The 24,580-nt window shown below is 62.7% G+C and carries 13 protein-coding genes, 1 tRNA gene and 11 pseudogenes; 5 read left to right on the top strand and 20 right to left on the bottom strand.

The window, feature by feature from the left end; genetic code table 11:
- Positions 1-59 precede the first annotated feature (59 nt).
- From OWR21_RS00850 to OWR21_RS00780, 15 genes and pseudogenes are all read right to left on the bottom strand, one after another.
- On the bottom strand, positions 60-494 hold the full coding sequence (locus OWR21_RS00850; RefSeq protein ID WP_332394386.1) for a MerR family transcriptional regulator: 435 nt from the start codon (positions 492-494) through the stop codon (positions 60-62).
- Between the two features lie 71 nt (positions 495-565).
- Positions 566-982, bottom strand: a complete 417-nt coding sequence (locus OWR21_RS00845) for an integration host factor subunit alpha (RefSeq protein ID WP_147214526.1) — start codon at positions 980-982, stop codon at positions 566-568.
- 78 nt (positions 983-1,060) lie between these two features.
- Positions 1,061-3,489 (bottom strand): annotated as a pseudogene (gene pheT / locus OWR21_RS00840) (phenylalanine--tRNA ligase subunit beta).
- 65 nt (positions 3,490-3,554) lie between these two features.
- A pseudogene (pheS, locus tag OWR21_RS00835) lies at positions 3,555-4,583 on the bottom strand (phenylalanine--tRNA ligase subunit alpha).
- A gap of 163 nt (positions 4,584-4,746) precedes the next feature.
- Positions 4,747-5,085, bottom strand: coding sequence for a 50S ribosomal protein L20 (gene rplT, locus OWR21_RS00830; protein ID WP_332394384.1), 339 nt, complete (start codon positions 5,083-5,085; stop codon positions 4,747-4,749).
- 28 nt (positions 5,086-5,113) lie between these two features.
- Complete coding sequence (rpmI, locus tag OWR21_RS00825) at positions 5,114-5,311, bottom strand: 50S ribosomal protein L35 (protein WP_004636003.1); 198 nt, start codon at positions 5,309-5,311, stop codon at positions 5,114-5,116.
- A gap of 167 nt (positions 5,312-5,478) precedes the next feature.
- A pseudogene (gene infC / locus OWR21_RS00820) lies at positions 5,479-5,998 on the bottom strand (translation initiation factor IF-3).
- 41 nt (positions 5,999-6,039) lie between these two features.
- Positions 6,040-7,945: pseudogene (gene thrS / locus OWR21_RS00815) on the bottom strand (threonine--tRNA ligase).
- A gap of 381 nt (positions 7,946-8,326) precedes the next feature.
- Positions 8,327-8,402, bottom strand: a tRNA-Val gene (locus OWR21_RS00810).
- A 22-nt stretch (positions 8,403-8,424) separates the two neighbouring features.
- A pseudogene (locus OWR21_RS00805) lies at positions 8,425-10,622 on the bottom strand (RelA/SpoT family protein); the annotation flags it as partial.
- 62 nt (positions 10,623-10,684) lie between these two features.
- On the bottom strand, positions 10,685-11,053 hold the full coding sequence (locus OWR21_RS00800) for a RidA family protein (protein ID WP_004636012.1): 369 nt from the start codon (positions 11,051-11,053) through the stop codon (positions 10,685-10,687).
- Positions 11,054-11,082: 29 nt separating this feature from the next.
- A pseudogene (locus tag OWR21_RS00795) lies at positions 11,083-11,951 on the bottom strand (alpha/beta fold hydrolase).
- 142 nt (positions 11,952-12,093) lie between these two features.
- Entirely contained in the window at positions 12,094-12,873 is a 780-nt protein-coding gene (locus OWR21_RS00790; RefSeq protein ID WP_332394381.1) for a 3-hydroxybutyrate dehydrogenase, read from the bottom strand.
- A gap of 22 nt (positions 12,874-12,895) precedes the next feature.
- Positions 12,896-13,531 carry a CoA transferase subunit B gene (locus OWR21_RS00785; RefSeq protein ID WP_147214519.1) on the bottom strand — a complete coding sequence of 212 codons (636 nt, stop codon included), beginning with the start codon at positions 13,529-13,531 and terminating at the stop codon, positions 12,896-12,898.
- Between the two features lie 10 nt (positions 13,532-13,541).
- Positions 13,542-14,242: pseudogene (locus OWR21_RS00780) on the bottom strand (CoA transferase subunit A).
- 153 nt (positions 14,243-14,395) lie between these two features.
- On the opposite strand from OWR21_RS00780, the gene OWR21_RS00775 reads away from it, so the two are divergent.
- Positions 14,396-14,941, top strand: a complete 546-nt coding sequence (locus tag OWR21_RS00775; protein ID WP_004636022.1) for a LuxR C-terminal-related transcriptional regulator — start codon at positions 14,396-14,398, stop codon at positions 14,939-14,941.
- Between the two features lie 13 nt (positions 14,942-14,954).
- Here the strand turns inward: OWR21_RS00775 and OWR21_RS00770 are convergent, their stop codons facing one another.
- The gene (locus OWR21_RS00770; RefSeq protein WP_124382221.1) at positions 14,955-15,740 is read right to left on the bottom strand and encodes an SDR family oxidoreductase; all 786 of its coding nucleotides are present in this window, start codon (positions 15,738-15,740) and stop codon (positions 14,955-14,957) included.
- A gap of 223 nt (positions 15,741-15,963) precedes the next feature.
- Between OWR21_RS00770 and OWR21_RS00765 the strand changes: the two are divergent.
- Positions 15,964-17,642: pseudogene (locus OWR21_RS00765) on the top strand (electron transfer flavoprotein-ubiquinone oxidoreductase).
- Positions 17,643-17,710: 68 nt separating this feature from the next.
- Here the strand turns inward: OWR21_RS00765 and aroC are convergent.
- The 4 genes and pseudogenes from aroC to OWR21_RS00745 form a co-directional block, all read right to left on the bottom strand.
- Positions 17,711-18,810: pseudogene (aroC, locus tag OWR21_RS00760) on the bottom strand (chorismate synthase).
- Between the two features lie 85 nt (positions 18,811-18,895).
- A pseudogene (locus OWR21_RS00755) lies at positions 18,896-19,308 on the bottom strand (FKBP-type peptidyl-prolyl cis-trans isomerase).
- 93 nt (positions 19,309-19,401) lie between these two features.
- Positions 19,402-21,309, bottom strand: a complete 1,908-nt coding sequence (locus OWR21_RS00750; RefSeq protein ID WP_332394379.1) for an MFS transporter — start codon at positions 21,307-21,309, stop codon at positions 19,402-19,404.
- Between the two features lie 83 nt (positions 21,310-21,392).
- Positions 21,393-21,848, bottom strand: coding sequence for a CBS domain-containing protein (locus tag OWR21_RS00745; RefSeq protein WP_009240853.1), 456 nt, complete (start codon positions 21,846-21,848; stop codon positions 21,393-21,395).
- Positions 21,849-22,086: 238 nt separating this feature from the next.
- Here OWR21_RS00745 and OWR21_RS00740 point away from each other — a divergent pair.
- From OWR21_RS00740 to OWR21_RS00730, 3 genes and pseudogenes are all read left to right on the top strand, one after another.
- Positions 22,087-23,415, top strand: a pseudogene (locus OWR21_RS00740) (O-acetylhomoserine aminocarboxypropyltransferase).
- Positions 23,415-24,239, top strand: a complete 825-nt coding sequence (locus OWR21_RS00735; RefSeq protein ID WP_316899261.1) for an alpha/beta fold hydrolase — start codon at positions 23,415-23,417, stop codon at positions 24,237-24,239. Before OWR21_RS00740 ends, OWR21_RS00735 begins: the two are co-directional and overlap by 1 nt.
- Positions 24,240-24,260: 21 nt before the next feature.
- Entirely contained in the window at positions 24,261-24,578 is a 318-nt protein-coding gene (locus OWR21_RS00730) for an Mpo1-like protein (protein ID WP_332394378.1), read from the top strand.
- The last annotated feature ends 2 nt before the right edge of the window (positions 24,579-24,580 follow it).

The following is a 24,580-nucleotide window of genomic DNA, read 5'->3' as shown; positions in this document are numbered from 1 at the left end:
CACGTTACGCGGGCTTTTTCGTTTCTTTTGCTCGCCGTCTGCGCGCTTGTTGCCTGCAATTACGGCTTGTCGGTACGCAGGACTTCCAACACAGCGGACAGCGCGCGCCGCAAGCCCTGCACATCCACCGAACCGGTCACGGCAGCTGCCATCGGGGCCGCAACTTCCATCTCCGGCTGCTCATCAGCTTCGACTTGCGACGCAGCACTTGCGCCATGCCGCAACTCATCCAACCGATTCCGCGCGCCATTGATCGTGAAACCCTGCTCGTACAGCAGCTCGCGAATACGCCGGATCAGCAGCACTTCATGATGCTGGTAGTAGCGCCGATTGCCGCGTCGCTTGACCGGCTTGAGCTGCGTGAACTCCTGCTCCCAATAGCGCAGCACGTGCGGCTTGACGGCGCACAGATCGCTCACCTCACCAATGGTGAAGTAGCGTTTGGCTGGAATCGGCGGCAGGTTGACCCGCTCCGTGTGTTTATCGGCGGCCATACAGGGCTGAACTACAGGGCTGGCGAAAGAGACGGATTGAACGGACGGCTGAATGAAATCACGCAGCAGAATTAAGCGACGTCGACCGGCAGCGGCTCGACGCGTTCTTCCACGAGCGCCTTGAGTTTCTGGCTCGCGTGGAACGTAACGACGCGACGCGCGGTGATGGGGATGATCTCGCCCGTCTTCGGATTTCGGCCGGGGCGCTGCGGCTTGTCGCGCAACTGAAAGTTGCCAAAGCCGGACAGCTTGACGCTGTCACCCTGCTCGAGCGCCTCGCGAATCACGTCGAAGAACGCTTCGACCATGTCCTTCGACTCACGCTTGTTCAGGCCCACCTGCTCGAACAGCATCTCGGCAAGCTCGGCCTTGGTGAGCGTCGGCACGTCCTGAGCGCGCACGTCACGTGCGTCGCCCAGAGCTGCTGCAGAAGAACCGAGCGAGTCGCCCAAGGATGCCGCCAACGCTGGCGCGTGTTGATCGTTCATAGGATTCGCTTAGCGTATTCGATCCGAATGCGGAGGTTCGTTCGAGCTGTCTCTAGCGCAGTGCGGACGTCTGAAACGTCAGGCGCGCAGGCGCGCGCCGAATGCATCGCCGGCCGCTCGAATCAGTTGCTGTGTGGCGGCCTCGACAATGTCGTCCTGAAGGGTGCTGTCAGTATCTTGCAACGTAATTCTGAAGGCAAGGCTTTTCTCCTGCGCCCCAATGGCAGCCGTGGCGGCCTTCGGACGGAACTCATCGAACAGCACAACGCCTTGCAGATAGCGCTGCCAAGGCGTGCCAACAGCCGTCTTTTCGAAGGTATCGACAAGGTCCTGCACCGCCACGTCTTGGCGCACGACCAGCGCAATGTCGCGCGTCACTGCAGGCACGCGAGGGACTTCGCGGTACTTCGGCAAACCGACGGCCGTGATTGCGTCAAGCTCCACCTCCCACACCACCGGCGCAGTCGGCAAATCGTACTTCTGCAGCCAACGCGGATGCAGCTCACCAATCCAGCCGACGGCACGGCCATTCAGCACCACGCGCGCGGACCGGCCCGGATGCAGCGCAGGATGCTCAGCGCGTTCGAAACGCGCCTGCAGCGGCCACAGCAGCGATTCGACATCGCCCTTCACATCGAAGAAATCGACCGGACGAGTCTGCACGCCCCACTGCTCTTCCTTCGACGGACCATAGGCAATGCCGCCAGCCATCATCGGCTGGGCGTAGCCGGCGATCGACAGACCGCCGTCGGCGACGCTCGCATCGCGGTGGAACACACGCCCCACTTCGAACATGCGCACGCGCGAAGCCTTGCGGTTCACGTTGTAGCGCACCTTATCGAGCAAACCGCCGATGAGCGTGCTGCGCATCACCGAGTACTGGCTGGCAATCGGATTCAGCAGCGGAATCGGGTTGGTGTTGCCGGCAAAATCGGCTTCCCATTCGGTCTCGACAAAGGCGAAGTTGACGACCTCGTGGTAGTCGCGTGCGGCCACGGCATGACGCACATCGTGCATCGTGCGGCGCGCCTCGTCAGTCGGGCGCATCGCGCTCTCGGCCACGGGTGGCTTGGCCGGAATCTGCTCGAAACCGTAGATGCGGGCGACCTCTTCGATCAGGTCTTCCTCGATTTCCAGGTCGAAGCGGTACGACGGCGGCTCGACGATGAACACATCGCCGTCCACGCTGAACGTCAGGCCGAGCCGCTTGAACACGTCCGCCACGACATCGTGCGACAGCGGAATACCAAGCACACGCGCCGCACGTGCAACACGCATGCGCACCGGCTCGCGCTTGGGCAAGTTGACGATCTGATCGTCGATCGGGCCGGCCTGGCCGCCGCAGACTTCGAGGATCAGCGCACTGATGCGCTCGATGTGTTCAACGGTCGTCGCATAGTCAACGCCGCGTTCGAAGCGATGGCCGGCATCGGTCGAGAAGTTGTAGCGGCGTGCGCGGCCCTGGATGGCTTCCGGCCACCAGAATGCGGCTTCGACGTAGATGTTCTGCGTATCAAGCGTGACGGCCGTCTTGTCACCACCCATGATGCCGGCGAGGCTTTCAATGGCCTGCTCGTCCGAGATCACGCCGACCTTTTCGTCGACAGTGATGGTGTCGCCGTTGAGCAGCTTCAGTTGTTCGCCAGCCTTGCCCCAGCGCACCGTCAGGCCGCCGTGGATCTTGTCCAGGTCGAACACGTGCGACGGACGGCCCAGCTCCAGCATCACGTAGTTGGAGATATCGACCAGCGCCGACACGCTGCGCATGCCCGCGCGCTCGATGCGCGACACCATCCAGGCCGGCGTCTTCGCGTGCGCATTCACGCCGCGGATGATGCGGCCCGAAAACGACCGCACAGGTCCGGCGCCTGCACCTTGACCGGCAGCTTGTCAGCCAGCGTCACCGCCACGGGCGCCATCGACGGCACCGTGATGGGCGCGCCCGTCAGCGCGGACACTTCACGCGCCACGCCATGGATCGACAGGCAGTCGGCCTTGTTAGGCGTGAGCTTGATGACGAAGATCTGGTCGTCCAGATCGAGCACCTTGCGGATGTCCTCGCCCACCGGCGTGTCTTCCGGCAGGATCAGCAGACCGCCGTGGTCTTCCGACAGCTTCAGCTCGCGCGCCGAACACAGCATGCCGTAGCTCTCCACGCCACGCAGTTTGCCGATCTTGATCTTGAACGGCTTGCCGTCCTCGCCCGGCGGCAGCTCCGCGCCGACCAGCGCGCACGGCACCTTGATGCCTACCGACACGTTCGGCGCGCCGCAGACGATCTGCAGCAATTCGCCCGTGCCCGCATCGACCTTGCACACGTTGAGACGATCGGCGTCCGGGTGTTTGTTCACCTCGACCACATGCCCGACGACGATCTGCGAGAACGGCGGCGCGACGGGGTCGACCTCTTCCACCTCGAGGCCAGCCATCGTCAGGCGATGGGAGAGCTCATCCGTGGTGATCGACGGATTGACGAAACTGCGAAGCCAGGATTCCGGAAATTGCATGGCGCGACAGGAAAGAGAATTCGATTAACGGGGGCGATGAAGTACCAGTGCGAGCGCTCGGCCGCTTACGCGAACTGGCGCAGGAAACGCACATCGCCCTCGAAGAACAGGCGCAGGTCGTTGATGCCGTAGCGCAGCATCGTCAAGCGCTCCAGGCCGGAGCCGAACGCGAAGCCGATGTAGCGCTCGGGGTCCAGGCCCATGTTGCGCACCACGGTCGGGTGCACCTGGCCGGAGCCGGAAATCTCCAGCCATTTACCGTTGCCGAATGCCATGTCGATCTCGGCCGACGGCTCGGTGAACGGGAAATACGACGGGCGGAAGCGCACCTGGATGTCGTCGCGCTCGAAGAAGTTGCGCAGGAAATCGGTATAGACGCCCTTCAGGTCGGCAAAGCTGATGTTGTCCGCAATCCAGAGGCCTTCGACCTGATGGAACATCGGCGAGTGCGTTGCATCGCTGTCGACGCGGTACGTGCGACCCGGGGCGATGACCTTGATCGGCGGAATGCGGTCGAGATGCTTGTACTTCTCAACGTGCATGCGGGCATAGCGCACCTGCATCGGGCTCGTATGCGTGCGCAGCAGCAGGAGCTTGTCTTCGCTGTCGCGACCGTCGATGTAGAACGTGTCCTGCATCGAGCGCGCCGGGTGGTTGTCCGGGTTGTTCAGCGCCGTGAAGTTCATCCAGTCGGATTCGATTTCAGGACCGTCGGCCACATCGAAACCGATCGAACCGAAGATCTTGGCGACGCGCTCCCAGGTGTTCATCACTGGGTGCAGGCTGCCTTCGGCCACATCGCGGCCGGGCAGCGTTACGTCGATCGCCTCGGCTGCAAGGCGTGCGTTCATCAGCGCATCGGCCAGCGCCTGGCGGCGGGCGTTCAGCGCCTCCTCAACACGGCTCTTGGCTTGGTTGATGCGCGCGCCTTCGGACTTGCGTGTCTCAGGATCGAGTTTTACCCAAGCCTTTGAGCAAGTCGGTCAGCACGCCGGACTTACCGAGAAAGCGCGCCTTCTCGTTTTCAGCGAGGCGTTGTCCTCCACGGAGGCAAACGCGTTTTGGGCATCGACGACGACTTGATCCAGATCCAGTGACATGGGAAGGCGAGCGAAAAATTCGGGTGATTCGGGTCCGCGAAATGCGCGGAATAAAAAACGGGGCTCGGTGAGAGCCCCGTCAGGGTGATCAGCCGGCAAAGTCACTGGGCAATTCCAGCAGCCTGCCCGGCCAATCCAATTCAGGCGACGTTGGCTTTCACCGGTTCACGATGGCAGCAAAAGCCACCTTGTCGTGAATGGCCATGTCCGACAGCACCTTGCGGTCCAGCTCGATGGACGCCTTCTTCAGGCCGTTCATGAACTTGCTGTAGGTCAGACCATGCTCGCGTGCGCCAGCGTTGATACGTGCAATCCAGAGCGCGCGGAACACACGCTTCTTGTTGCGACGATCGCGGTAGGCGTACTGACCAGCACGCATGACCGCCTGCTTGGCGATGCGATAGACGTTATTGCGGCGGCCGCGGTAACCCTTGGCTGCGCTGATAACCTTCTTATGACGGGCCCGCGCTGTGACCCCACGTTTTACTCGAGGCATGAAATGCTCCTTTCGTAGTTAGTTAGGGTTAGGCGTACGGCATCATTGCGCGAACGGACTTCAGGTTCGTCTCATGGACGCCCTCGGTACCGCGCAGGTGACGCTTGTTCTTGGTGGTCTTCTTGGTCAGGATGTGACGCTTGAAGGCTTGGCCACGTTTGATCGTGCCACCAGGACGGGCAGTAAAACGCTTGGAAGCGCTTTTCTTCGTCTTCATCTTCGGCATGGAACAACTCCGTTTTTGACATGAAGCCAGGTGGACGGCTGGCGCCGACACTTGCAAGACCCGGGCTCACTTGTTGTATCGCGGCAGGCTTTGACACCTGCCGCGTCTTCCGACGTTTCCGTCTGGAACCTGCTCAGCGCAGCCGGAATCGCCCGGCCGCCGCTGCATTACTTTTTCTTCTTGGGCGCCAACATCATCACTGCCTGGCGGCCTTCCATCTTCGGCATCTGCTCAACCTGACCGAATTCCTCCAGGTCAGTCTTGATACGCTCCAGCACGCGCATGCCGATTTCCTGGTGAGCCATTTCGCGGCCGCGGAAACGCAAGGTAACCTTTACCCGGTCGCCATCCTCGAGGAAGCGCGTCGCGTTGCGCAGCTTGACGCCATAGTCGTTGTCGTCGGTGCCAGGGCGGAACTTGACTTCCTTCACCTGGATGACCTTCTGCTTGAGCTTGGCCTCGTGGGCCTTCTTCTGCTCCTGATACTTGAACTTGCCATAGTCCATCAGGCGGCAGACGGGCGGCTGCGCAGTCGGCGCGATCTCGACCAAGTCGACGTCTTTTCTTCTGCCAGACGCAGTGCGTCAAACAGCTTGACGATGCCGAGCGCTTCTCCTCAACCCCGGTCAGCCGGATTTCCGGTGCGCTGATCTCGCGGTTGATGCGGTGAGATTTCTCAGTAGCGATGTTGATGTCCTCAAAGAATCAAAAAACAGGCCGTGCCCAGCTCATGACTTGTTGGCGAGATCGTTCTGCAGTCGCTCAACGAACGCCGACAACGGCATGGAGCCTAGATCGACGTTGCCACGGGCACGCACGGCCACCTGATTTTCATCCCGTTCCTTGTCGCCAACCACAACCTGGTATGGGACCTTCTGCACGGAATGCTCGCGGATTTTATACCCAATCTTCTCATTCCGCAAATCGACGACCGCCCTAAATCCTTGTTTTTGCAGGGATTGCACAACGGATTGTGCGTATTCGGCATGCGAATCGGTGATGCTGAGCACCGCAACCTGCACCGGGGAAAGCCACGTCGGCAGCGCTCCGGCATATTGTTCGATCAAGATACCGATAAAGCGCTCGAGACTGCCAACGATGGCTCGGTGCAGCATGATCGGGCGATGGCGCGCGCCGTCTTCACCGACAAACTCTGCGTCAAGGCGCTCCGGCAGGTTCGGGTCGACCTGCATCGTGCCACACTGCCATTGTCTTCCAAGTGCGTCTTTAAGCACATATTCGATCTTGGGACCGTAGAAGGCACCCTCGCCCGGCAGGTACTCGAACTCGCAACCCGATGCACGCAAGCCCTCGGCCAACGCAGCCTCGGCGCGGTCCCAACTTTCTTCCGTGCCGATGCGCTTGTCCGGACGCGTCGACAGCTTGTAGAGAATCTCGGTAAAGCCGAAATCCTTGTAGACCTTCTGCAGCAACGTCGTGAACGCCGTCACCTCGGCCTGGATCATGTCTTCCGTACAGAAGATGTGGCCGTCGTCCTGCGTGAAGCCGCGCACGCGCATGATGCCGTGCAGGCCGCCCGACGGCTCGTTACGGTGGCACGCACCGAACTCACCGAAGCGAAGCGGCAGATCGCGGTAGCTCTTGATGCCTTGCTTGTAGATGAGGATGTGGCCGGGGCAGTTCATCGGCTTGAGCGCGTATTCGCGCTTTTCCGATTCCGTGATGAACATGTTCTCGCGGTACTTGTCCCAGTGGCCGGTCTTCTCCCACAGCGTCTTGTCGAGAATCTGCGGCCCCTTCACTTCCTGGTAGCCATTCTCGCGATAGACGCGGCGCATGTATTGCTCGACTTCCTGCCACAGCGTCCAGCCCTTGGGGTGCCAGAACACCGTGCCGGGCGAGTACTCGTCGATGTGGAACAGGTCGAGTTCGCGACCGAGCTTGCGGTGGTCACGCTTTTCGGCCTCTTCCAGCATGTGCAGATAGGCTTCCTGGTCTTCCTTCTTGGCCCAGGCCGTGCCGTAGATGCGCTGGAGCATCTCGTTGTTGTGGTCGCCGCGCCAATACGCGCCCGCCACCTTCATCAGCTTGAAGACTTTCAGTTTGCCCGTGGATGGCACGTGCGGACCGCGGCATAGGTCAACGAAGTTGCCTTCGCGGTACAGGCCGATCTCCTGATCCTGCGGGATGGAGGCAATGATCTCCGCCTTGTATTTCTCGCCCATGCCTTCGAACAGCTTGACGGCCTCATCGCGATTCCAGACTTCACGCGTGACCTTCTCGTCCTTCTTGGCCAGCTCGGTCATCTTCTTTTCGATGGCAACGAGGTCTTCGGGCGTGAAGGGGCGCTTGTAGGCGAAGTCGTAGTAGAAACCGTTCTCGATGACCGGACCGATGGTGACCTGCGCGTCCGGATACAGCTCCTTGACGGCGTAGGCCAGCAAGTGGGCCGTAGAGTGACGGATCACGTCGACGCCGTCGGCATCCTTGTCGGTGATGATGGCGAGCTTCGCATCGCGATCGATCGTGTAGCTCGTGTCGACCATCTGGCCGTCCACGCGGCCAGCCAGGGCTGCCTTGGCAAGGCCCGCACCGATGCTTTGCGCCACTTCTGCGACCGTCACCGGGCCGGGAAACTCGCCGGGAACCATCCGGCAACGTGATTGCGATCATGCTTGCTCCTGTGGAGTCACCGTTGCGCATCTCAGGTTTCAGCGATGCACAGCGGTCGTTATTCTGTCGTGCGCCGCGCCAAGTTCAGCGCAGCAGGTTGTCGAATCGAATGCTTCGAAGCGCTTTCAGCTTGATCGCCACGCGTGACACGAAACTGCGGACGAAAAAACGCGGCCAAGGCCGCGTTTTCATTTGCGCTATCCACCGCTTGGGCAGACCGCAAAGGGCGAAAAACGCACCTTGACTACCGTCGCTCCGAAGCGGTTGTAGTTCGCGGTGCCTGAATCATATTTCGCCCTGTGTTCAGTTGTACGGGACAAACCCGGGAATTACGAGGATGACGGCTTGGACACCCTACCCGACGCGTCCTGCTAAATGCGTTGGTAGCCTGATTGGACTCGAACCAACGACCCCCACCATGTCAAGGTGGTGCTCTAACCAGCTGAGCTACGAGCCTGCCGAAGAACAAGACTATACCGTCACTTCCTTCGGGCTGTCAATACCCCTTGCACTTCTTCGATCAAAGTCAGCGCGCGCTGCAGTTGCGTCGCTTCTGACACCTCCGCAGTGAACTGCATTTTCGCGACGCCTTTGCTCGACAGCGTGCGCACGCCGGTCACGTTGATCTTCTCGCGCGAGAGGATTTCCGAGATGTCGCGCAACAAGCCCTGCCGGTCCAGCGCTTCGACCTGGATGTCGATCGGATAGACCGAATCGCTGCGTTGGCCCCATTCCGTCTGGATCACACGGCCCGGCGCGCGGGCGGCCAATTGCTGGAACGTTGCGCAACTCTGACGGTGGATCGAGACACCGCGGCCACGCGTGACAAAGCCGACGATGGGGTCCGGCGGCGCAGGCTTGCAGCAACGTGACATCTGCGTGAGGAGCGAATCGACGCCCACCACCAACACGCCGCTCTTGGCGCCACGGGCCACGCTGGTGGCGCGGCTTTTCTTGGTGATGGCGGCTTCGTCGTCGACGGGTGCCGGCGGCGGCGCCCCATCCGAGCGCAAGACCGCCTCGATACGGCGCAGGCTCAGCTCGTCCTTGGCGACGACAGCGTAGAGATCGTCCGGCGTCTTGTAGCCGAGCTTGGCGGCCAGCTCTTCCAGGTTGACGGCGGTCTTGCCTTCGCGCTGCAGCGTCTTGTCGATGAGCGCGCGCCCCTGGGCGAGCGTCTCTTCCAGCTCCATCGCGTTGAACCAGGCGCGCACCTTCGTACGGGCGCGCGGGCTGACAAGATAGTGCAGCTCGGTGTTCAGCCAATCGCGCGACGGGCCGCCCTGCTTGACGGTGACGATCTCGACCGTCTGGCCGTTCTTGAGCGGCGTGTTCAGCGGCACCATCGTGCCGTCGACGCGCGCCGCGGCAGCGGTGGCCCAGATCGCTGTGCAGGTAATAAGCGAAGTCGACGGGCGTCGCGCCTTGCGGCAACGCGATCACGCGCGCCTGCGGCGTCAGCACGTAGATGTGGTCATCCAGCTCCGTGTGCTTGAGTTGCTCCCACGGGGAATCCTCGTGCGCGACGGTGTGCTCGGCGTCATCTTTCCAGGCGAGCAATTGGCGCAGCCAGGCGATCTTCTCGTCGTAGCGTTCGCTGGCGGAGAACTGCCCGGCGTAGCCTTTGCTGCCGGCCTCTTTGTAGCGCCAGTGCGCCGCCACGCCGTACTCGGCAAAATGGTGCATCTCACGCGTGCGGATCTGCACTTCGAGCGCGCGGCCGTCGTCGCCGATCACCACCGTGTGCAGCGACATGTAGCCATTGGCCTTCGGACGCGAGATGTAGTCGTCGAATTCCTTTGGGATCGGCTGCCACATGTGGTGCACGAAACCGAGCACCGTGTAGCAATCCTTGATGTCATCGACGATGACACGGAAGGCGCGCACGTCGTACAGATCGGCAAAGTCGAGTTCCTTGCCGCGCATCTTCTTCCAGATGCTGTAGATGTGCTTGGGCCGCCCGCTGACCTCAGCCTGAATGCCGGCATCGTGCAACGTCTTTTGGAGTTGCTCGATGGCCTGGCCGATAAACTTCTCGCGCTCGATGCGCTTTTCGTCCAGCAGGCGGGCGATGCGCTTGTAGGTATCGGGGTCCTCAAAGCGGAAGCCGAGGTCTTCAAGCTCCCACTTCAGCTGCCAGATGCCCAGGCGGTTTGCGAGCGGCGCGTAGATATCCAGCGTCTCGCGCGCCATGCCCTCCGGCGCCGAGCGCTTCGTCTGCGCCAGCCAGCGCAGCGACTGCAACCGCGACGCCAACCGGATCAGCACCACGCGAATGTCCTGCGCGAACGCGAGCAACATCTTGCGCAACGCCTCGACTTGCGCGCGGCGTGCTTCGGCTTCGTTCTTGCGCGTGATGCCGGCGTCGGTCGGACTGACGAGGCCAGCAATGGCGCCAATGCGCAGCAGTTGCCGCACATCGTGCACGAGCTTGACGACCTCGGCCCCGAACGCGGGCTCGAGCGCCTTTTCGTTGTCCATTGCCAGGGTCGGCAACAGAAACAGCGCGGCGGCCTGCAACGACGGCGTATCGACACGCAGCCCTTCAAGGATGGCGATCGTGCCGCGCGCGCGACTCCAGCGGCTCGCCGGTCAGCGTGACGCTGTCGGCGGCATTCGCCGCGAGGTATTCGATCGCCCGAGCGACCTGCTCTGCCGTCGATCCGGCCCTTCGGCCGGCCGTTCGGTCTTGTTCTCCATGATGCGTCCTGCTTACGTCTCGCCTGTTGGGCGACGGGCTCAGCTTTTCTGTGCGGCCGTCACGACGATTTCGATGCGGTACTTCGGATTGGCCAGCGCGGCCTCAACGGTGGCGCGCGGCGGCGAGTTCTTGGAATCGGCGGCGACCCACTGGTCCCACACCTTGTTCATCTCGCCAATCTCGCTGATGTCTTTGAGGAAGATCTGGCACATCAGGATGCGCGTCTTGTCGCTATCGTTGGCTGCCAGCACGCGATCAATGATGGCGAGCACTTCCGCCGTCTGCTCGGCAATGCCGGCGTCCAGCGTGGTCTCGGGCACCTGGCCGGCCACGTAGACGACGCCGTTGTAGACGGCCGCATCGGAATAGCGATGTTCGACGTTGTAACGCTTCAGTTCAGTGCTCATCTTGCAAATCGAATGGGTCGGACAAACGGTCATTGACCGAGGAAGAACTTGCGGGCAATCGCCACCTGATCCGGCTGGATGAAGGTCGGCGCGTGGCCCACGTCGGGAATTTCCACCGTGTTCACATGCTGGCCGCGCTGCATCATGGCTTCGACAGTCTCGCGCGTCAGCAAATCGGAATGCGCGCCGCGCACCACCAGCACTTCGCCGGGAATCGCCTCGAACAGCTTCCAGAGCCTGCCTCGCCGGCAGCGATCATTTCGGGCGTGGTGTTCTTGAAGGGCTCGGCCAGGCGCGGATCGTAATGGAGGATCCACTCGCCGCCCTGCGGCTTCAGGATCGCGGTATTCAACTCACGCCATTGCTCCGGCGTGTGCGGGCCGAACGAAGCGCTGATCGTCTTGAGGTACGCCAGTCCTTCATCGAACGTCTTGAAGCGGACGTTCAACCCGAGGTAGGCGCCGATGCGCGTCAACGACGATTCCGTCACGCGCGGGCCCACATCGTTGAGCAGCAGCTTGCGGATCGGCGATTTCGGCAAGCCTGCCAGGCCAATGCCGATCAGGCCACCCATCGAGGTACCGAACCAGTCGACGGACTCGGCGTTCAGGCGCGCGAGCAACGTCACCATGTCGGACGCGTACTGCGGCAGCACATAGCCCTTCGGGTCGGCCAGCCAATCGGAGCGCCCGCGGCCCACCACATCGGGGCAGATGACGCGATAGTCGTTGCACAGCGCCTGCGCCAGCACGTCGAAATCACGCCCGGTGCGCGAGAGGCCATGCACGCAAACGAGCACGCGCGGATTCTGCGAGTCGCCCCACTCGTGATACGCCATCCGGTGCAAGCCGGACGGACTCAGGCACTGCACGAAGGCAAGGCGCGGCGAAACTGGCATGAACAACTCCTACACGTGAATGACGGAGACAGCGAAGCCTGATTGTACGCGGCCCCGCAGGCATGCGGCGGCGCAGCAGACATCCGCGGCGGTCCAAAAAAAAGCCTCGCCGGAGCGAGGCTTTTCCGAAAGGCAACTCAGCTTACTGCGCGACCCAGCCGCCATCCATGTTCCAGGCCACGCCACGCACCTGCTCAGCCGCATCGCTGCACAGGAACACCGCCAGCGCCCCCAACTGGTCGGGCGTGACGAACTCGCCCGAGGGCTGCTTTTCCATCAGCAGATCCTTCTTGGCGTCGAGCGCGGACAGGCCGTCCTTCTCGGCACGCGCATCGATCTGTTTCTGCACCAGCGGCGTCAGCACCCAGCCCGGGCAGATCGCGTTGGACGTGATGCCCGTCTGCGCCGTCTCCAGCGCCACCGATTTGGTGAAGCCGACGATACCGTGCTTGGCTGCCACGTACGCCGATTTCTGCGCCGACGCCACCAGCCCATGCGCGGAAGCGATGTTGATGATGCGACCCCAGTTCTTGCGCTTCATGCCCGGCACGGCAAGCCGCGTCGTGTGGAAAGCCGAGGTCAGGTTGATGGCGATGATGGCGTCCCAGCGCTCGGGCGGGAAATCCTCCACGTTGGCCACGTGCTGGATGCCGGCGTTGTTGACGAGGATGTCCACGCCGCCGAATTCTGCGTCGGCATAGGCGAACATCGCTTCGATCTCGGCCGGCTTGCTCATGTCGGCGCCGTGGTATCCGATGCGGATGGCATTCTTGCCTGCGGCCGCGATCTGCGCCTTGGGCGCTTCCACGTCGCCAAAGCCGTTCATGATGATGTTGGCGCCCTGCGCGGCCAGCGAGCAGGCAATACCCAGACCGATCCCGCTGGTCGAGCCCGTGACGAGGGCGGTTTTTCCTTGCAGCATGCGTGTCTCCGGATGTCGACGATTACAGCAGGTTGACGCCAGTCTTGGCCTGGACCTCTTCGCGGGAAACGCCCGGCGCCGTTTCAATCAGCTTCAGGCCCTGCTCGGTCACGTCGATCACGCCAAGGTCCGTAATGATGCGATCCACCACACCCACGCCCGTCAGCGGCAATGTGCACTTGGGCAGGATCTTCAGGTCTTCGGTGCCGTCCTTCTTCTTGGCGGTGTGCTCCATCAGCACGATCACGCGCTTGACGCCGGCCACGAGGTCCATCGCGCCGCCCATGCCCTTGACCATCTTGCCGGGGATCATCCAGTTGGCGAGGTCGCCCGTCTCGCTCACCTGCATCGCGCCGAGAATCGAGAGGTTGATCTTGCCGCCGCGAATCATCGCAAAGCTCTGGTCGCTGCCGAAGATGGCGCTGCCGGGCAGCGTGGTCACGGTCTGCTTGCCTGCGTTGATCAGGTCAGCGTCGACTTCGTCTTCCGTGGGGAACGGGCCGATGCCGAGCATGCCGTTTTCGCTTTGCAGCCAGACTTCCTTGTCGCCGGTATGGTTGGCAACCAGCGTCGGGATGCCGATGCCAAGGTTGACGTAGAAACCGTCTTGCAACTCCTGGGCAGCGCGCGCCGCCATTTGGTCTTGTGTCCAGGCCATGTCGGTCTCCTTAGTTGGCTGCTCGGATGGTGCGCTTTTCGATGCGCTTCTCGGGCGTGGCATTCAGCACGATGCGGTGCACATAGATGCCGGGCAGATGGATGTCGTCCGGCGCAAGCTCGCCCACTTCAACGATCTCTTCGACCTCGACAATGCAGATCTTGCCGGCGGTGGCCGCAGCCGGGTTGAAGTTGCGCGCGGTCAGGTTGAAACGCAGGTTGCCGGACTTGTCGGCCACCTGCGCCTTCACCAGCGCCACATCGGGCACCAGCGAGCGCTCCATGACATACGTCTCGCCGTCAAACTCGCGCAGTTCCTTGCCTTCGGCGACGAGCGTGCCGACGCCCGTCTTGGTGAAGAACGCCGGGATGCCGGCGCCGCCAGCGCGCAGCTTTTCGGCCAGCGTGCCTTGCGGCGTGAATTCCAACTCGAGTTCACCGGCCAGATACTGGCGCTCGAACTCCTTGTTTTCGCCCACGTAGGACGAAATCATCTTTTTGATTTGGCGCGTTTCCAGCAGCAGGCCCAGGCCGAAACCGTCGACGCCGGCGTTGTTGGAAATGCAGGTGAGATTCTTGACGCCCGAATCGCGCAGCGCGGCAATCAGCGCTTCCGGAATGCCGCACAGGCCGAAGCCGCCTACGGCGATGGTCTGGCCGTCCTTGACGACGCCCGCAAGCGCCCGCTGGCGCTGGCGAAGATTTTGTTCATGCGTGCTCCTTCCTTGGTGGTCCAACAAATCCGGCAGGGTTTTGACCGATCACACAGTTGGGGTTTGTGCGATGCAGCGCCGGAAAATAGTAACGATACAATCTGCCGAGAATACGCAAGCGTCGCGCGACGCAGCAATACGTACGAATACATATGCCCGCCCTCGACTATCAGACTGCATTCCAGCTTGCCCCTGTCGGCATGGTGATGTCCCGCGAGCGGGTGATGCTCGACGTCAACGACGAAGCCGCTCGCATCTTCGGCCACGCGCGCACCACCATGATCGGGCAATCGTTTGAACTGCTCTATCCGACGCACGATGAATACGAGCGCACCGGCGCACGCATCATTCCCGTCATGAACGCACGCGGCAGTTACTCCGACGAACGCATCATGAAGCGCGCCAATGGCGAACTGTTCTGGTGCCACGTCACGGGCCGGGCACTGGATCGCGCGAAACCGCTCGGCGAAGGTATCTGGACGTTCGAAGACCTGTCAGCGCATCGCCCCGTCACGGCAGCGCTCACACCGCGCGAACGCGACATCGCCGCCCAGCTGGTCGAGGGCAAGACGAGCAAACAGATCGGCAAGCAGCTGGAGATCAGCCCGCGCACGGTCGAAATCTACCGCGCGCGGCTGATGAAGAAGTACGCCGCCAACACCTCGCTCGAACTTGTTCAGCGGCTGATGGGGCATTAAGGCTGCTGAAGCGTTACACCATGCCGTCGTCGGCGTTGATGACCGCGCCATTGATGAAATCGGACTGATCCGACGCCAGCAGCAGAATCAGCCCATCAAGGTCTTCCGGCTTGCCGACACGCTTGCGCGGCAGCATCTGCACAAGCTTCTGACCGGGTTCGGTTTCCCAGTGATGATGATTGATTTCGGTATCGATATAGCCCGGGCAGATCGCGTTCGTATTGATGCCGTAACGGCCCCACTCCAGCGCCATGGCCTTGGTCATGTGCACCACGGCCGCCTTGCTCATGCAATACACGCCAATCTGCGACAGCACCTTCAGTCCCGCCACCGACGCGATGTTGATGATGCGCGATTGCGGCAGCGGCGAGCCGTTCTTCTCCGCGCCCTTGGCCCGCGCAATCATGCGCTTGGCGGTTTCCTGCGCAACGAAGAAGGCGCCACGCGTGTTGGTATCGAACACGAAATCGAAATCATCGGGCGTCACGTCCACCATGCGCTGCGTGGTCGAGACTCCCGAATTGTTGACCAGAATGTCGATGGTGCCCGCTTCGGTTTCAGCGTGGGCGATGGCCGACCGGATGCTGTCCGGGTCGGTCACATCCAGCCGGACGACGTGGGCGCTGCCGCCCTTCGATTCGATGTCGGCGCGCAGTTCCTTCAGACGCTCGACACGGCGCGAGGCCAGCACGACCTTCGCGCCGGCGGCCGCCAGCGTGTGGGCGAAACGGGCGCCCAGGCCGCTCGACGCGCCCGTGATCAGCGCGACCTTGCCTTCCAGATTGATCGACAAACCCATGATGCGTGATCCCCGTGTGTTGGTTTGGCATGTACCGCGCTGCTCGGGAGCAACATCGGCATGTGATTTCGGCGCAGCTTAGCAAAAAATCGAACGATCGTTCAGAAATTTCCCTTGCCGCATCCGGGCGCGTCCCGGACAATGCGGAAAATTCTAATGCAGCAATCCGTCATACCAATAAGCAAACGCCCCTAACTGTCCCCAAAGCAGCGAAGAGACACTTATGAACCAGCAGCAGCTCCTCGAACAATACGGCCCGCGAGTCCATGGAGTATGACGTCGTGATCGTCGGCGGCGGCCCCGCCGGCCTGGCGACAGCGATTCGTATCAAGCAACTGGCTGCCGAGACGGGCAAGGACGTGTCCGTCGTCGTGCTGGAAAAGGGTTCCGAGCCCGGTGCCCACATTCTGTCGGGCGCGGTGATGGACCCACGCGCCATCAACGAACTCCTTCCCAACTGGAAAGCCGACGGCGCCCCGCTCAACCAGGCGGTCACGGGCGACGACGTGCTTTTCCTGAGCGAGACCGGCAAGCGTACGCCCGACTGGCTCGTGCCGCGCAACTTCCACAATGACGGCTGCTACGTGGTCTCGCTGTCGAACGTGGTGAAGTGGATGGCCACGCAGGCCGAGGCGCTGGGCGTGGAAATTTTCCCGGGCTTTGCCGCAGCCGAAGTGCTGTATGACGACAAGGGCGCCGTGCGCGGCGTTGCCACCGGCAACATGGGCATCGGCAAGGACGGCGAGCCCACCGAGAACTTCCAACTCGGCATGGAGCTCCTCGGCAAGTACACCATCTTCGCGGAAGGCGCGCGCGGCCATCTGGGCCGCCAATGCTGGAGAAATTCAAGCTCAACGCCGGCAAAGACCCGCAGACCTTCGCCATCGGCATCAAGGAACTCTGGGAAATCGACCCGGCCAAGGCCAAGCCAGGCCTCGTGGTGCACACCGCTGGCTGGCCGATGGAAGACGACACCTTCGGCGGCGGCTTCCTGTATCACCTGGAAGACAACAAGGTCACGCTCGGCTTCGTGATCGGGCTGGACTACAAGAACCCGTGGATGAGCCCTTCGAAGAGATGCAGCGCTGGAAGGCTCACCCGGCCATCCGCGCGCACATCGAAGGCGGCAAGCGCATCGGCTACGGCGCGCGCGCCATCAACAACGGCACGCCGCAAGCGCTGCCGAAAACGGTGTTCCCGGGTGGTGCACTGGTCGGTTGCGATGCTGGCTACCTGAACGCGGCGCGCATCAAGGGCAGCCACGCGGCCATCAAGAGCGGCATGATGTGCGGTGAAGCCGTGTTCGAAGCCGTGACGGCCGGCCGTTCCTCTGACGAGCTGTCCGCCTACCCCGCCGCCTTCGAACAGAGCTGGCTGAAGGAAGAGCTGGACCAGTCGCGCAATTTCAAGCTGTGGTTCAAGAAGAGCCCGACGCTGGGCAAGATCATGACCGGCATCGAACAGTGGCTGCTGCCCAAGATTGGCGTGAGCAACCCGCCCTGGACGCTGCACGGCACGAAGTCGGACAACCAGTCGCTCAAGCCGGCATCGGAATGCCCGAAGATCGAGTATCCGAAGCCGGACGGCAAGATCACGTTCGACCGCCTGTCGTCGGTGTTCATTTCGAACACGAACCACGAAGAGAATCAGCCGGCGCACCTGACGCTGAAGGATCCGACCGTTCCGACGCGCATCAACCTGGCCCAGTTTGCCGGCCCCGAGCAGCGCTACTGCCCCGCAGGCGTGTACGAATTCGTCAAGAACGACGAAGGCACCGAGCGCCTGCAGATCAACGCGCAGAACTGCGTGCACTGCAAGACCTGCGACATCAAGGACCCGACGCAGAACATCGTGTGGGTCACGCCGGAAGGCGGTGGCGGACCGAACTACGTCGGCATGTAAGCAGCGGGCGACCGCCCAACAAAAAAGACGGCTTCAAGCCGTCTTTTTTGTTGCCTGAGCGAATCGATTCAGGGAGCTTTTGCCGAAATCGCCGGCGTCTCGACCGACACGTCGCCGCATTGCGCACGATGGCGCAGCGCATGGTCAATCAGCACGAGTGCCAGCAGCGCCTCGGCGATCGGCGTAGCACGAATGCCGACGCACGGGTCATGGCGTCCGAACGTTTCTACCACCGCCGGATCACCCGCCTTGTCGATCGAACGGCGCGGCGTACGGATGCTCGACGTCGGCTTGATCGCCAGCGACACCGAGATGTCCTGGCCCGTCGAAATCCCGCCCAGGATGCCGCCCGCGTTGTTGCCGACGAAGCCCTCCGGCGTCAGTTCGTCGCCATGCTCGGAGCCGCGCTGGCTGACCGCGTGGAAGCCTGCGCCGATCTCAACGCCCTTCACCGCATTCAGGCCCATCATGGCGTGGGCGATGTCGGCGTCCAGGCGGTCGAACAGCGGCTCCCCCAACCGACGGGCACGCCCGTGGCCACCACTTCAATGCGCGCGCCGACGGAATCGCCGTCCTTGCGCAGTGCATCCATGTAGGTTTCCAGCTCGGGAACGATCTCGGCATTCGGCGCGAAGAACGGGTTGTTCGGCACTTCGTTCCAGTCCATGAACGGGATGTGGATATCGCCGAGTTGCGACATGAAGCCGTGGATTTCAACGCCGAACTTCTCGCGCAGCCACTTCTTGGCGACGGCGCCTGCAGCCACCGTCGGCGCCGTCAAGCGTGCGGAAGAACGGCCGCCGCCGCGCGGATCGCGGATGCCGTATTTGTGCCAGTAGGTGTAATCGGCGTGGCCGGGACGGAAGGTCTCGGCGATGTTGCTGTAATCCTTGCTGCGCTGGTCGGTATTGCGGATCAGCAGGCAGATCGGGGTGCCCGTCGTCTTGCCTTCGTACACGCCGGAGAGGATCTCGACGAGGTCCTCCTCCTTGCGCTGCGTAACGTGGCGCGAGGTGCCGGGCTTGCGGCGGTCCAGATCGGGCTGAATGTCTTCTGCCGACAGCGTCATGCCGGGCGGGCAGCCGTCGATGACAGCGCCAATGGCCGGGCCATGCGACTCGCCGAAGGTGGTGACGGAAAACAGCAGGCCCAGGGTATTGCCAGACATGATCGTGCTCAGGAAGGCGCCGCGACGGCCGCGGCGCGAAACATCAGGAAAACGCTATTGTAAGGCCGATCTATCGGTCCTTTGGTCAGCCGCCGATACCCAGCAGCTCGACCTCGAAGTTCAGCGTCGAATTGGGCGGAATGGTGCCCGGAACGCCGCGCTCGCCGTAAGCGGTGGCCGCCGGGCAGGTCAGCTTGGCCTTGCCGCCCACCTGCATCTTTTGTACGCCTTCGGTCCAGCACGGAATCACGCGATTGAGCGGAAACGAAATCGGCTGGCCGCGCTTGTAGGAGCTGTCGAATTCCTTGCCGTCAGTCAGTGTGCCGCGGTAGTGCACCTTGACCGTGTCGCTGGCCTTGGGCGACGGGCCGGTGCCCTTGGTCAGCGTCTGGACGATCACACCGGAGGGCAGCGTCTCGAAGCCGGCGATGCGGCTTGCGCGCTAACGGCAGCCAGGGCAAGCAACGAAGCACACAGCAGCGGGGAAACGTGTTTCATGGCAGGTAACGGGAGAGTTGGAGGTCAGAAAATGCATGAAGGCCGATTGCGGGCCGACCGGCAGTGTATCGAAGTCCGGAGGCCCGCCACGCGCTAGAGCCGCTCGCCGCGCAGCGCCAGCACGGCGGCCTGCATCGTTTCCGGCGACACGGCATGCGCCGGCACAGGCGTGCCAATGCACAGCTCCAGCTTGTTGAGGAAGCCGCGACGGAACGGGCGCGACATCGCCGCCCCGCCCTTGCGCGAGAAAAAGCTGCCCCAGAGGCCACGCAGCGCCATCGGCACCACCGGTACGGGCGTGCGTTCGATGATGCGACGCATGCCGTCCTTGAACGGGTTCATCTCGCCCGTGGCAGTGATCTTGCCTTCGGGGAAGATGCAGACGACCTCGCCTTCCGTCAGCGCCGCGGCAATCGTGTCGTAGGCGCGCTTGAGCATCTCCGGATCTTCATGCATCGGCGCAATCGGAATCGCCTTGACCGTGCGGAAGAACCACGAGAGCAGCGGCACCTTGAAGATGCGGTGATCCATCACAAAACGCACGGGGCGGCGCACGAACGCACCGACCACCACGGCATCGACAAAGCTGACGTGGTTGCAGACCAGCAGGCATGGGCCTTCATCGGGAATCTGCTCCGAGCCCTCCACTTTCACGCGGTAAACGGTATGGATCAGCAGCCACATCACGAACCGGATCAGGAATTCCGGCACCAGCGTGTAGATGTAGATCGCCACCACGGCGTTGAGGATGCCGGTGACCAGAAACAGCTGCGGGATCGTGAACCCGGCACGCGTGAGCACCATCGCCAGCACGGCAGAAGCAATCATGAACAGCGCGTTCAGGATGTTGTTGGCGGCAATGATCCGCGCGCGGTGCGTCGGCTCGCAGCGGCTCTGGATCAACGCATACAACGGCACGCTGTAGAAGCCGCCGAACATCGCCAGCAGGAACAGATCGGCCAGCACGCGCCAATGGCGGTGGTTTTGCAGAAAGCCCGAGATACCGGTCAGCACGTCGTGCGCGACCAATGCCTCGACATGCGAAGCAAAGTACAGGTCGACCGCAAACACCGTCATGCCGATCGAGCCAAACGGCACCAGGCCGATCTCCACCGTGCGGCCCGAGAGCTTTTCGCAGAGCACCGAGCCCAAGCCGATGCCGACCGAAAACACGGCCAGCAGCAGCGTCACGACATTCTGATCGCCGCCAAGCACGTTGCGCGCGAAGGCAAAGAACGACGTCAGGAACGTCGCCCCCACAAACCACAGCCACGAGATACCCAGCAGGCTCAGGAAGACCGCGCGCTGATTGCTCGCCAGCTTCAAGTTCCGCCAGGTCTCGGAAATGGGGTTCCAGTTGATGCGCAGGTCCGGCTGCGACGCCGGCGAGACGGGCACACCGCGCGCGGTCAGCCACCCGGCCACGGCAATGACAATGCACGCAATACCGGTGAACAGCGGGCCGATCAGCTCGCCGTTGCGGGTGTAATTGGCCAGTTCGCCGCCGCCAATGGTGCCGATCAGGATGGCGACGAAGGTGCCCATTTCCACCAGCCCGTTACCACCGACCAGCTCCGCCGACTGCAGGTGCTGCGGCAGATAGGCGTACTTCACGGGCCCGAACAGCGTCGAGTGCACGCCCATCAAGAACGTGCACAGGTACAGCAGTTCAACATGGCGCAGCGCGAAACCCGCACAGCCGATCGCCATGATGGCGATTTCCAACGTCTTCACCAGACGGATCAGCCGCGCCTTGTCCATGCGGTCGGCAATCTGCCCGCTGGTGGCCGACAGCAGCACAAACGGCGCGATGAAGATCGCAGAAATCAGGAATGCCGCTGAAGCCGGGTCCGCATTGCCGAACAACGCAGCGTGGTAGGTGACCAACGACGAAAACGCCACCTTAAAGACGTTGTCGTTCATCGCGCCCAGAAACTGGGTCCAGAAGAACGGTGCAAAGCGACGCTGCTTCAGCAGGGAAAACTGGCTCGATTGGCTCATCGGCAGGCGGTTTCGGGGTTCAACAAAAAACCCGCTCGCAACGGCGGGCGGGTTTCAGGAGTGCGGTAAGGAGATCGCGCAGATCAGTCTTCGTTGGCCTTTTCTTCGGGCCAGTCGCGAATGTACGCCTTGAGCATCTTGTTTTCGAAACTTTGGTCTTCCAGCACGGCCTTGGCCACGTCGTAGAAGGAAATCACGCCCATCAGCGTGCGGCTGTCCAGCACCGGCAGGTAGCGCACATGGTGCTCCAGCATGATGCGCCGCACTTCGTTGACTTCGGTTTCGGGCGTGCAGGTGACGGGATGATCGTCCATCACCTTTCGGATGGTGGTGCCGTCGCCCACCGAACCGTGGTTCTTGGCGACGACCTTGATGATTTCCCGGAAGGTCAGCATGCCGACCAGCTCACCGTACTCCATGACCACGAGCGAGCCGATGTCTTTTTCCGCCATCGTCTGCACGGCCACCTGGAGCTTCGTTTCAGGCGCCACGGTGTAGAGCGTGTTGCCCTTCACGTGGAGGATGTCGCTGACTTTCATATTGCGTCTCCCAGAGTTCGGGGTGCCGGTCTGCCGGGGGAGCGACCGCGCGCGGGTTGTGGTTATGGTTGTGCTTCGATCCTAGCCCAAACCGGATCGCTTCGACAAGCATGCAGCGCAGAAAACCTGTCAGAAACCGCGCCGGCTCGGCGTTTGCCCGGAATGCGCTGCAACAGGCAGCAGTGCTAGCATGCCCGGTCCAAACCTGTTCCCGCGCCCTTTCCGGGTGCCTGAATCCATGTCCAAAGCCCGCTTCGACACGCTGGCCCTGCATGCCGGCGCCGCGCCCGACCCGGCCACCGGCGCGCGCGCCACGCCCATTCACCTGAGCACGTCGTTTGTGTTCCGCGACAGCGAACATGCGGCGTCATTGTTCAATATGGAACGCGCGGGCCACGTCTACTCGCGCATCTCCAACCCGACCGTTGCCGTGTTCGAGGAGCGCATGGCGGCGCTGGAAAACGGCGTAGGCGCCATCGCCACCGCTTCGGGGCAGGCGGCGCTGCATCTGGCCATCGTCACGCTGATGGGTGCAGGCTCACATATCGTTGCGTCTTCGGCGCTGTATGGCGGCTCGCACAACTTGCTGCACTACACGCTGCGCCGCTTCGGTATCGAGACGACCTTCGTCAAGCCCGGCGACATCGATGGCTGGCGCGCTGCCATCCGCCCGAACACCCGGCTGCTGTTTGGCGAGACGCTCGGCAACCCGGGGCTAGATGTGCTGGACATTCCGACCATTGCATCGATTGCGCATGACGCAGGCGTGCCGCTGCTGGTCGATTCGACCTTCACCACGCCTTGGCTGCTGCAGCCTCGCGCACGGCGCAGATCTCGTCTATCACTCGGCCACCAAGTTCCTGGGCGGGCACGGCACAACCATCGGCGGCGTGCTGGTCGACGGCGGCACGTTCGACTACTTCGCCGCCGGCAAGCACCCCGAGCTGACCGAGCCGTACGCCGGTTTCCACGACATGGTGTTTGCCGAGGAAAGCACCGTCGCGCCTTCCTGCTGCGCGCGCGCCGCGAAGGCCTGCGCGACTTTGGGGCCTGCATGAACCCGATGGCTGCGTGGCAACTGCTGCAAGGCATCGAGACCCTGCCGCTGCGCATGGCGCGGCACGTGGACAACGCCCGCCGCGTCGTCGCCTTCCTGGCAAGCCACCCGATGGTGGCGTCGGTCGCCTATCCGGAGCTGGAATCGCACCCCGATCACGCCTTGGCCAAGCGCCTGCTGCCGCGCGGCTGCGGTGCGGTGTTCAGCTTTGATCTGCGCGGCGACCGGCGTGCCGGCCAACAGTTCATCGAATCGCTCGGCCTGTTCTCCCACCTTGCCAACGTGGGGGATGCACGCTCGCTGGTCATCCACCCCGCATCGACGACGCACTTCCGTATGGACGCCGACGCGCTGGCTGCAGCCGGCATCAGCGAAGGCACGATCCGCCTTTCCATCGGCCTGGAAGACGCCGACGACCTGATCGACGATCTCAAACGCGGCCTGAAAGCCGCCGAGCGCGCGATGTCCGCCGCGCCCGGCAAAGCCGCTAACGCAACGGGAGCCCGCTGATGGAATGGACCGTACAAGGCGAGCGCGCCTACGCCTACACCGGCGGCAAGCCGTTCAACGCCGAATTGCCCTGCGTCGTATTTGTGCATGGCGCGCAGAATGACCACTCCGTCTGGGGCCTGCAGACGCGCTGGTTTGCGCACCACGGTTTCAGCGTGCTGGCGGTCGATTTGCCCGGGCACGGCCGCAGCGCCGGCGCCCCGCTGCAGACGGTGGAGGCCATGGCCGACTGGGTGATGGCGCTGGTGCACACAGCGGGCGTCACGCAGCCGGTGATTGTGGTCGGGCACAGCATGGGTTCGCTGATTGCGCTGGAGTGCGCGTCGAGGTACGCGAATCGCGTTCGCCGCATCGCGCTGGTCGCGACGGCCTGGCCGATGAAGGTGTCGGATGCGCTGCTCGATGCCGCGCTCAACAACACACCGGCCGCCATCGACATGGTGAATGCCTGGTCGCATTCCAGTCTGGCGAACAAGCCGTCATCGCCGGGCCCGGGCTTCTGGATGCACGGTGGCAGCCAGCGGTTGATGGAGCGTGTCGCGCGCGGTACCGACGCACCCGTCTTCCACACAGACTTTGCCGCCTGCAACGCCTATGCGCGCGGCGCCGAAGCCATGGCCGCCGTGAAGTGCCCGTCACTCGTGATCGTCGGTGAGAAAGACCAGATGACCCCAGCGAAAGCCGGCCGTCAGGTCGCGGCAGGACTGGCCGGCAGCCGGGTCGTGGGCCTGCCGGGCGGGCACGCGATCATGGGAGAATGCCCCGACGGCACACTCGACGCGCTGATTGCGTTTGCGCGCGAACGAGACCCGGTCGCCGCATAAGTCGCCTCCCGGAGACGCATCATGGCCACCACCGACACCCGCCACTTCAGCAGCTTCGCCGAGTTCTATCCGTACTACCTGAGCGAGCACCAGGACCGCACCTGCCGACGCCTGCATTTTGCCGGCTCGACGGTGGCGCTGGCATGCCTGTTCCTGCTGGTCTTCACGGGCAACCTGTGGTGGTTGCTGGGGGCGGCCGTGAGCGGTTACGCGTTCGCGTGGGTCGGGCACTTCGGGTTCGAGAAGAACCGGCCCGCCACCTTCCGCCACCCCTTCTACAGCCTGATGGGCGACTGGGTGATGTACCGCGACATCTGGACGGGCAAGATCCCGTTCTGAAA

The sequence above is a fragment of the Ralstonia sp. 1B3 genome (assembly GCF_036631435.1).
The sequence above is the reverse complement of the archived record's forward strand: the minus strand, read 5'-3'. Positions and strand labels throughout refer to the sequence as shown.

Coding starts and splice junctions, on each gene's coding strand:
- OWR21_RS00850 (WP_332394386.1), bottom strand. CDS start 494: ATGGCCGCCGATAAACACACGGAGCGGGTCAACCTGCCGCCGATTCCA.
- OWR21_RS00845 (WP_147214526.1), bottom strand. CDS start 982: ATGAACGATCAACACGCGCCAGCGTTGGCGGCATCCTTGGGCGACTCG.
- rplT (WP_332394384.1), bottom strand. CDS start 5,085: ATGCCTCGAGTAAAACGTGGGGTCACAGCGCGGGCCCGTCATAAGAAG.
- rpmI (WP_004636003.1), bottom strand. CDS start 5,311: ATGCCGAAGATGAAGACGAAGAAAAGCGCTTCCAAGCGTTTTACTGCC.
- OWR21_RS00800 (WP_004636012.1), bottom strand. CDS start 11,053: ATGAGCACTGAACTGAAGCGTTACAACGTCGAACATCGCTATTCCGAT.
- OWR21_RS00790 (WP_332394381.1), bottom strand. CDS start 12,873: ATGCTGCAAGGAAAAACCGCCCTCGTCACGGGCTCGACCAGCGGGATC.
- OWR21_RS00785 (WP_147214519.1), bottom strand. CDS start 13,531: ATGGCCTGGACACAAGACCAAATGGCGGCGCGCGCTGCCCAGGAGTTG.
- OWR21_RS00775 (WP_004636022.1), top strand. CDS start 14,396: ATGCCCGCCCTCGACTATCAGACTGCATTCCAGCTTGCCCCTGTCGGC.
- OWR21_RS00770 (WP_124382221.1), bottom strand. CDS start 15,740: ATGGGTTTGTCGATCAATCTGGAAGGCAAGGTCGCGCTGATCACGGGC.
- OWR21_RS00750 (WP_332394379.1), bottom strand. CDS start 21,309: ATGAGCCAATCGAGCCAGTTTTCCCTGCTGAAGCAGCGTCGCTTTGCA.
- OWR21_RS00745 (WP_009240853.1), bottom strand. CDS start 21,848: ATGAAAGTCAGCGACATCCTCCACGTGAAGGGCAACACGCTCTACACC.
- OWR21_RS00735 (WP_316899261.1), top strand. CDS start 23,415: ATGGAATGGACCGTACAAGGCGAGCGCGCCTACGCCTACACCGGCGGC.
- OWR21_RS00730 (WP_332394378.1), top strand. CDS start 24,261: ATGGCCACCACCGACACCCGCCACTTCAGCAGCTTCGCCGAGTTCTAT.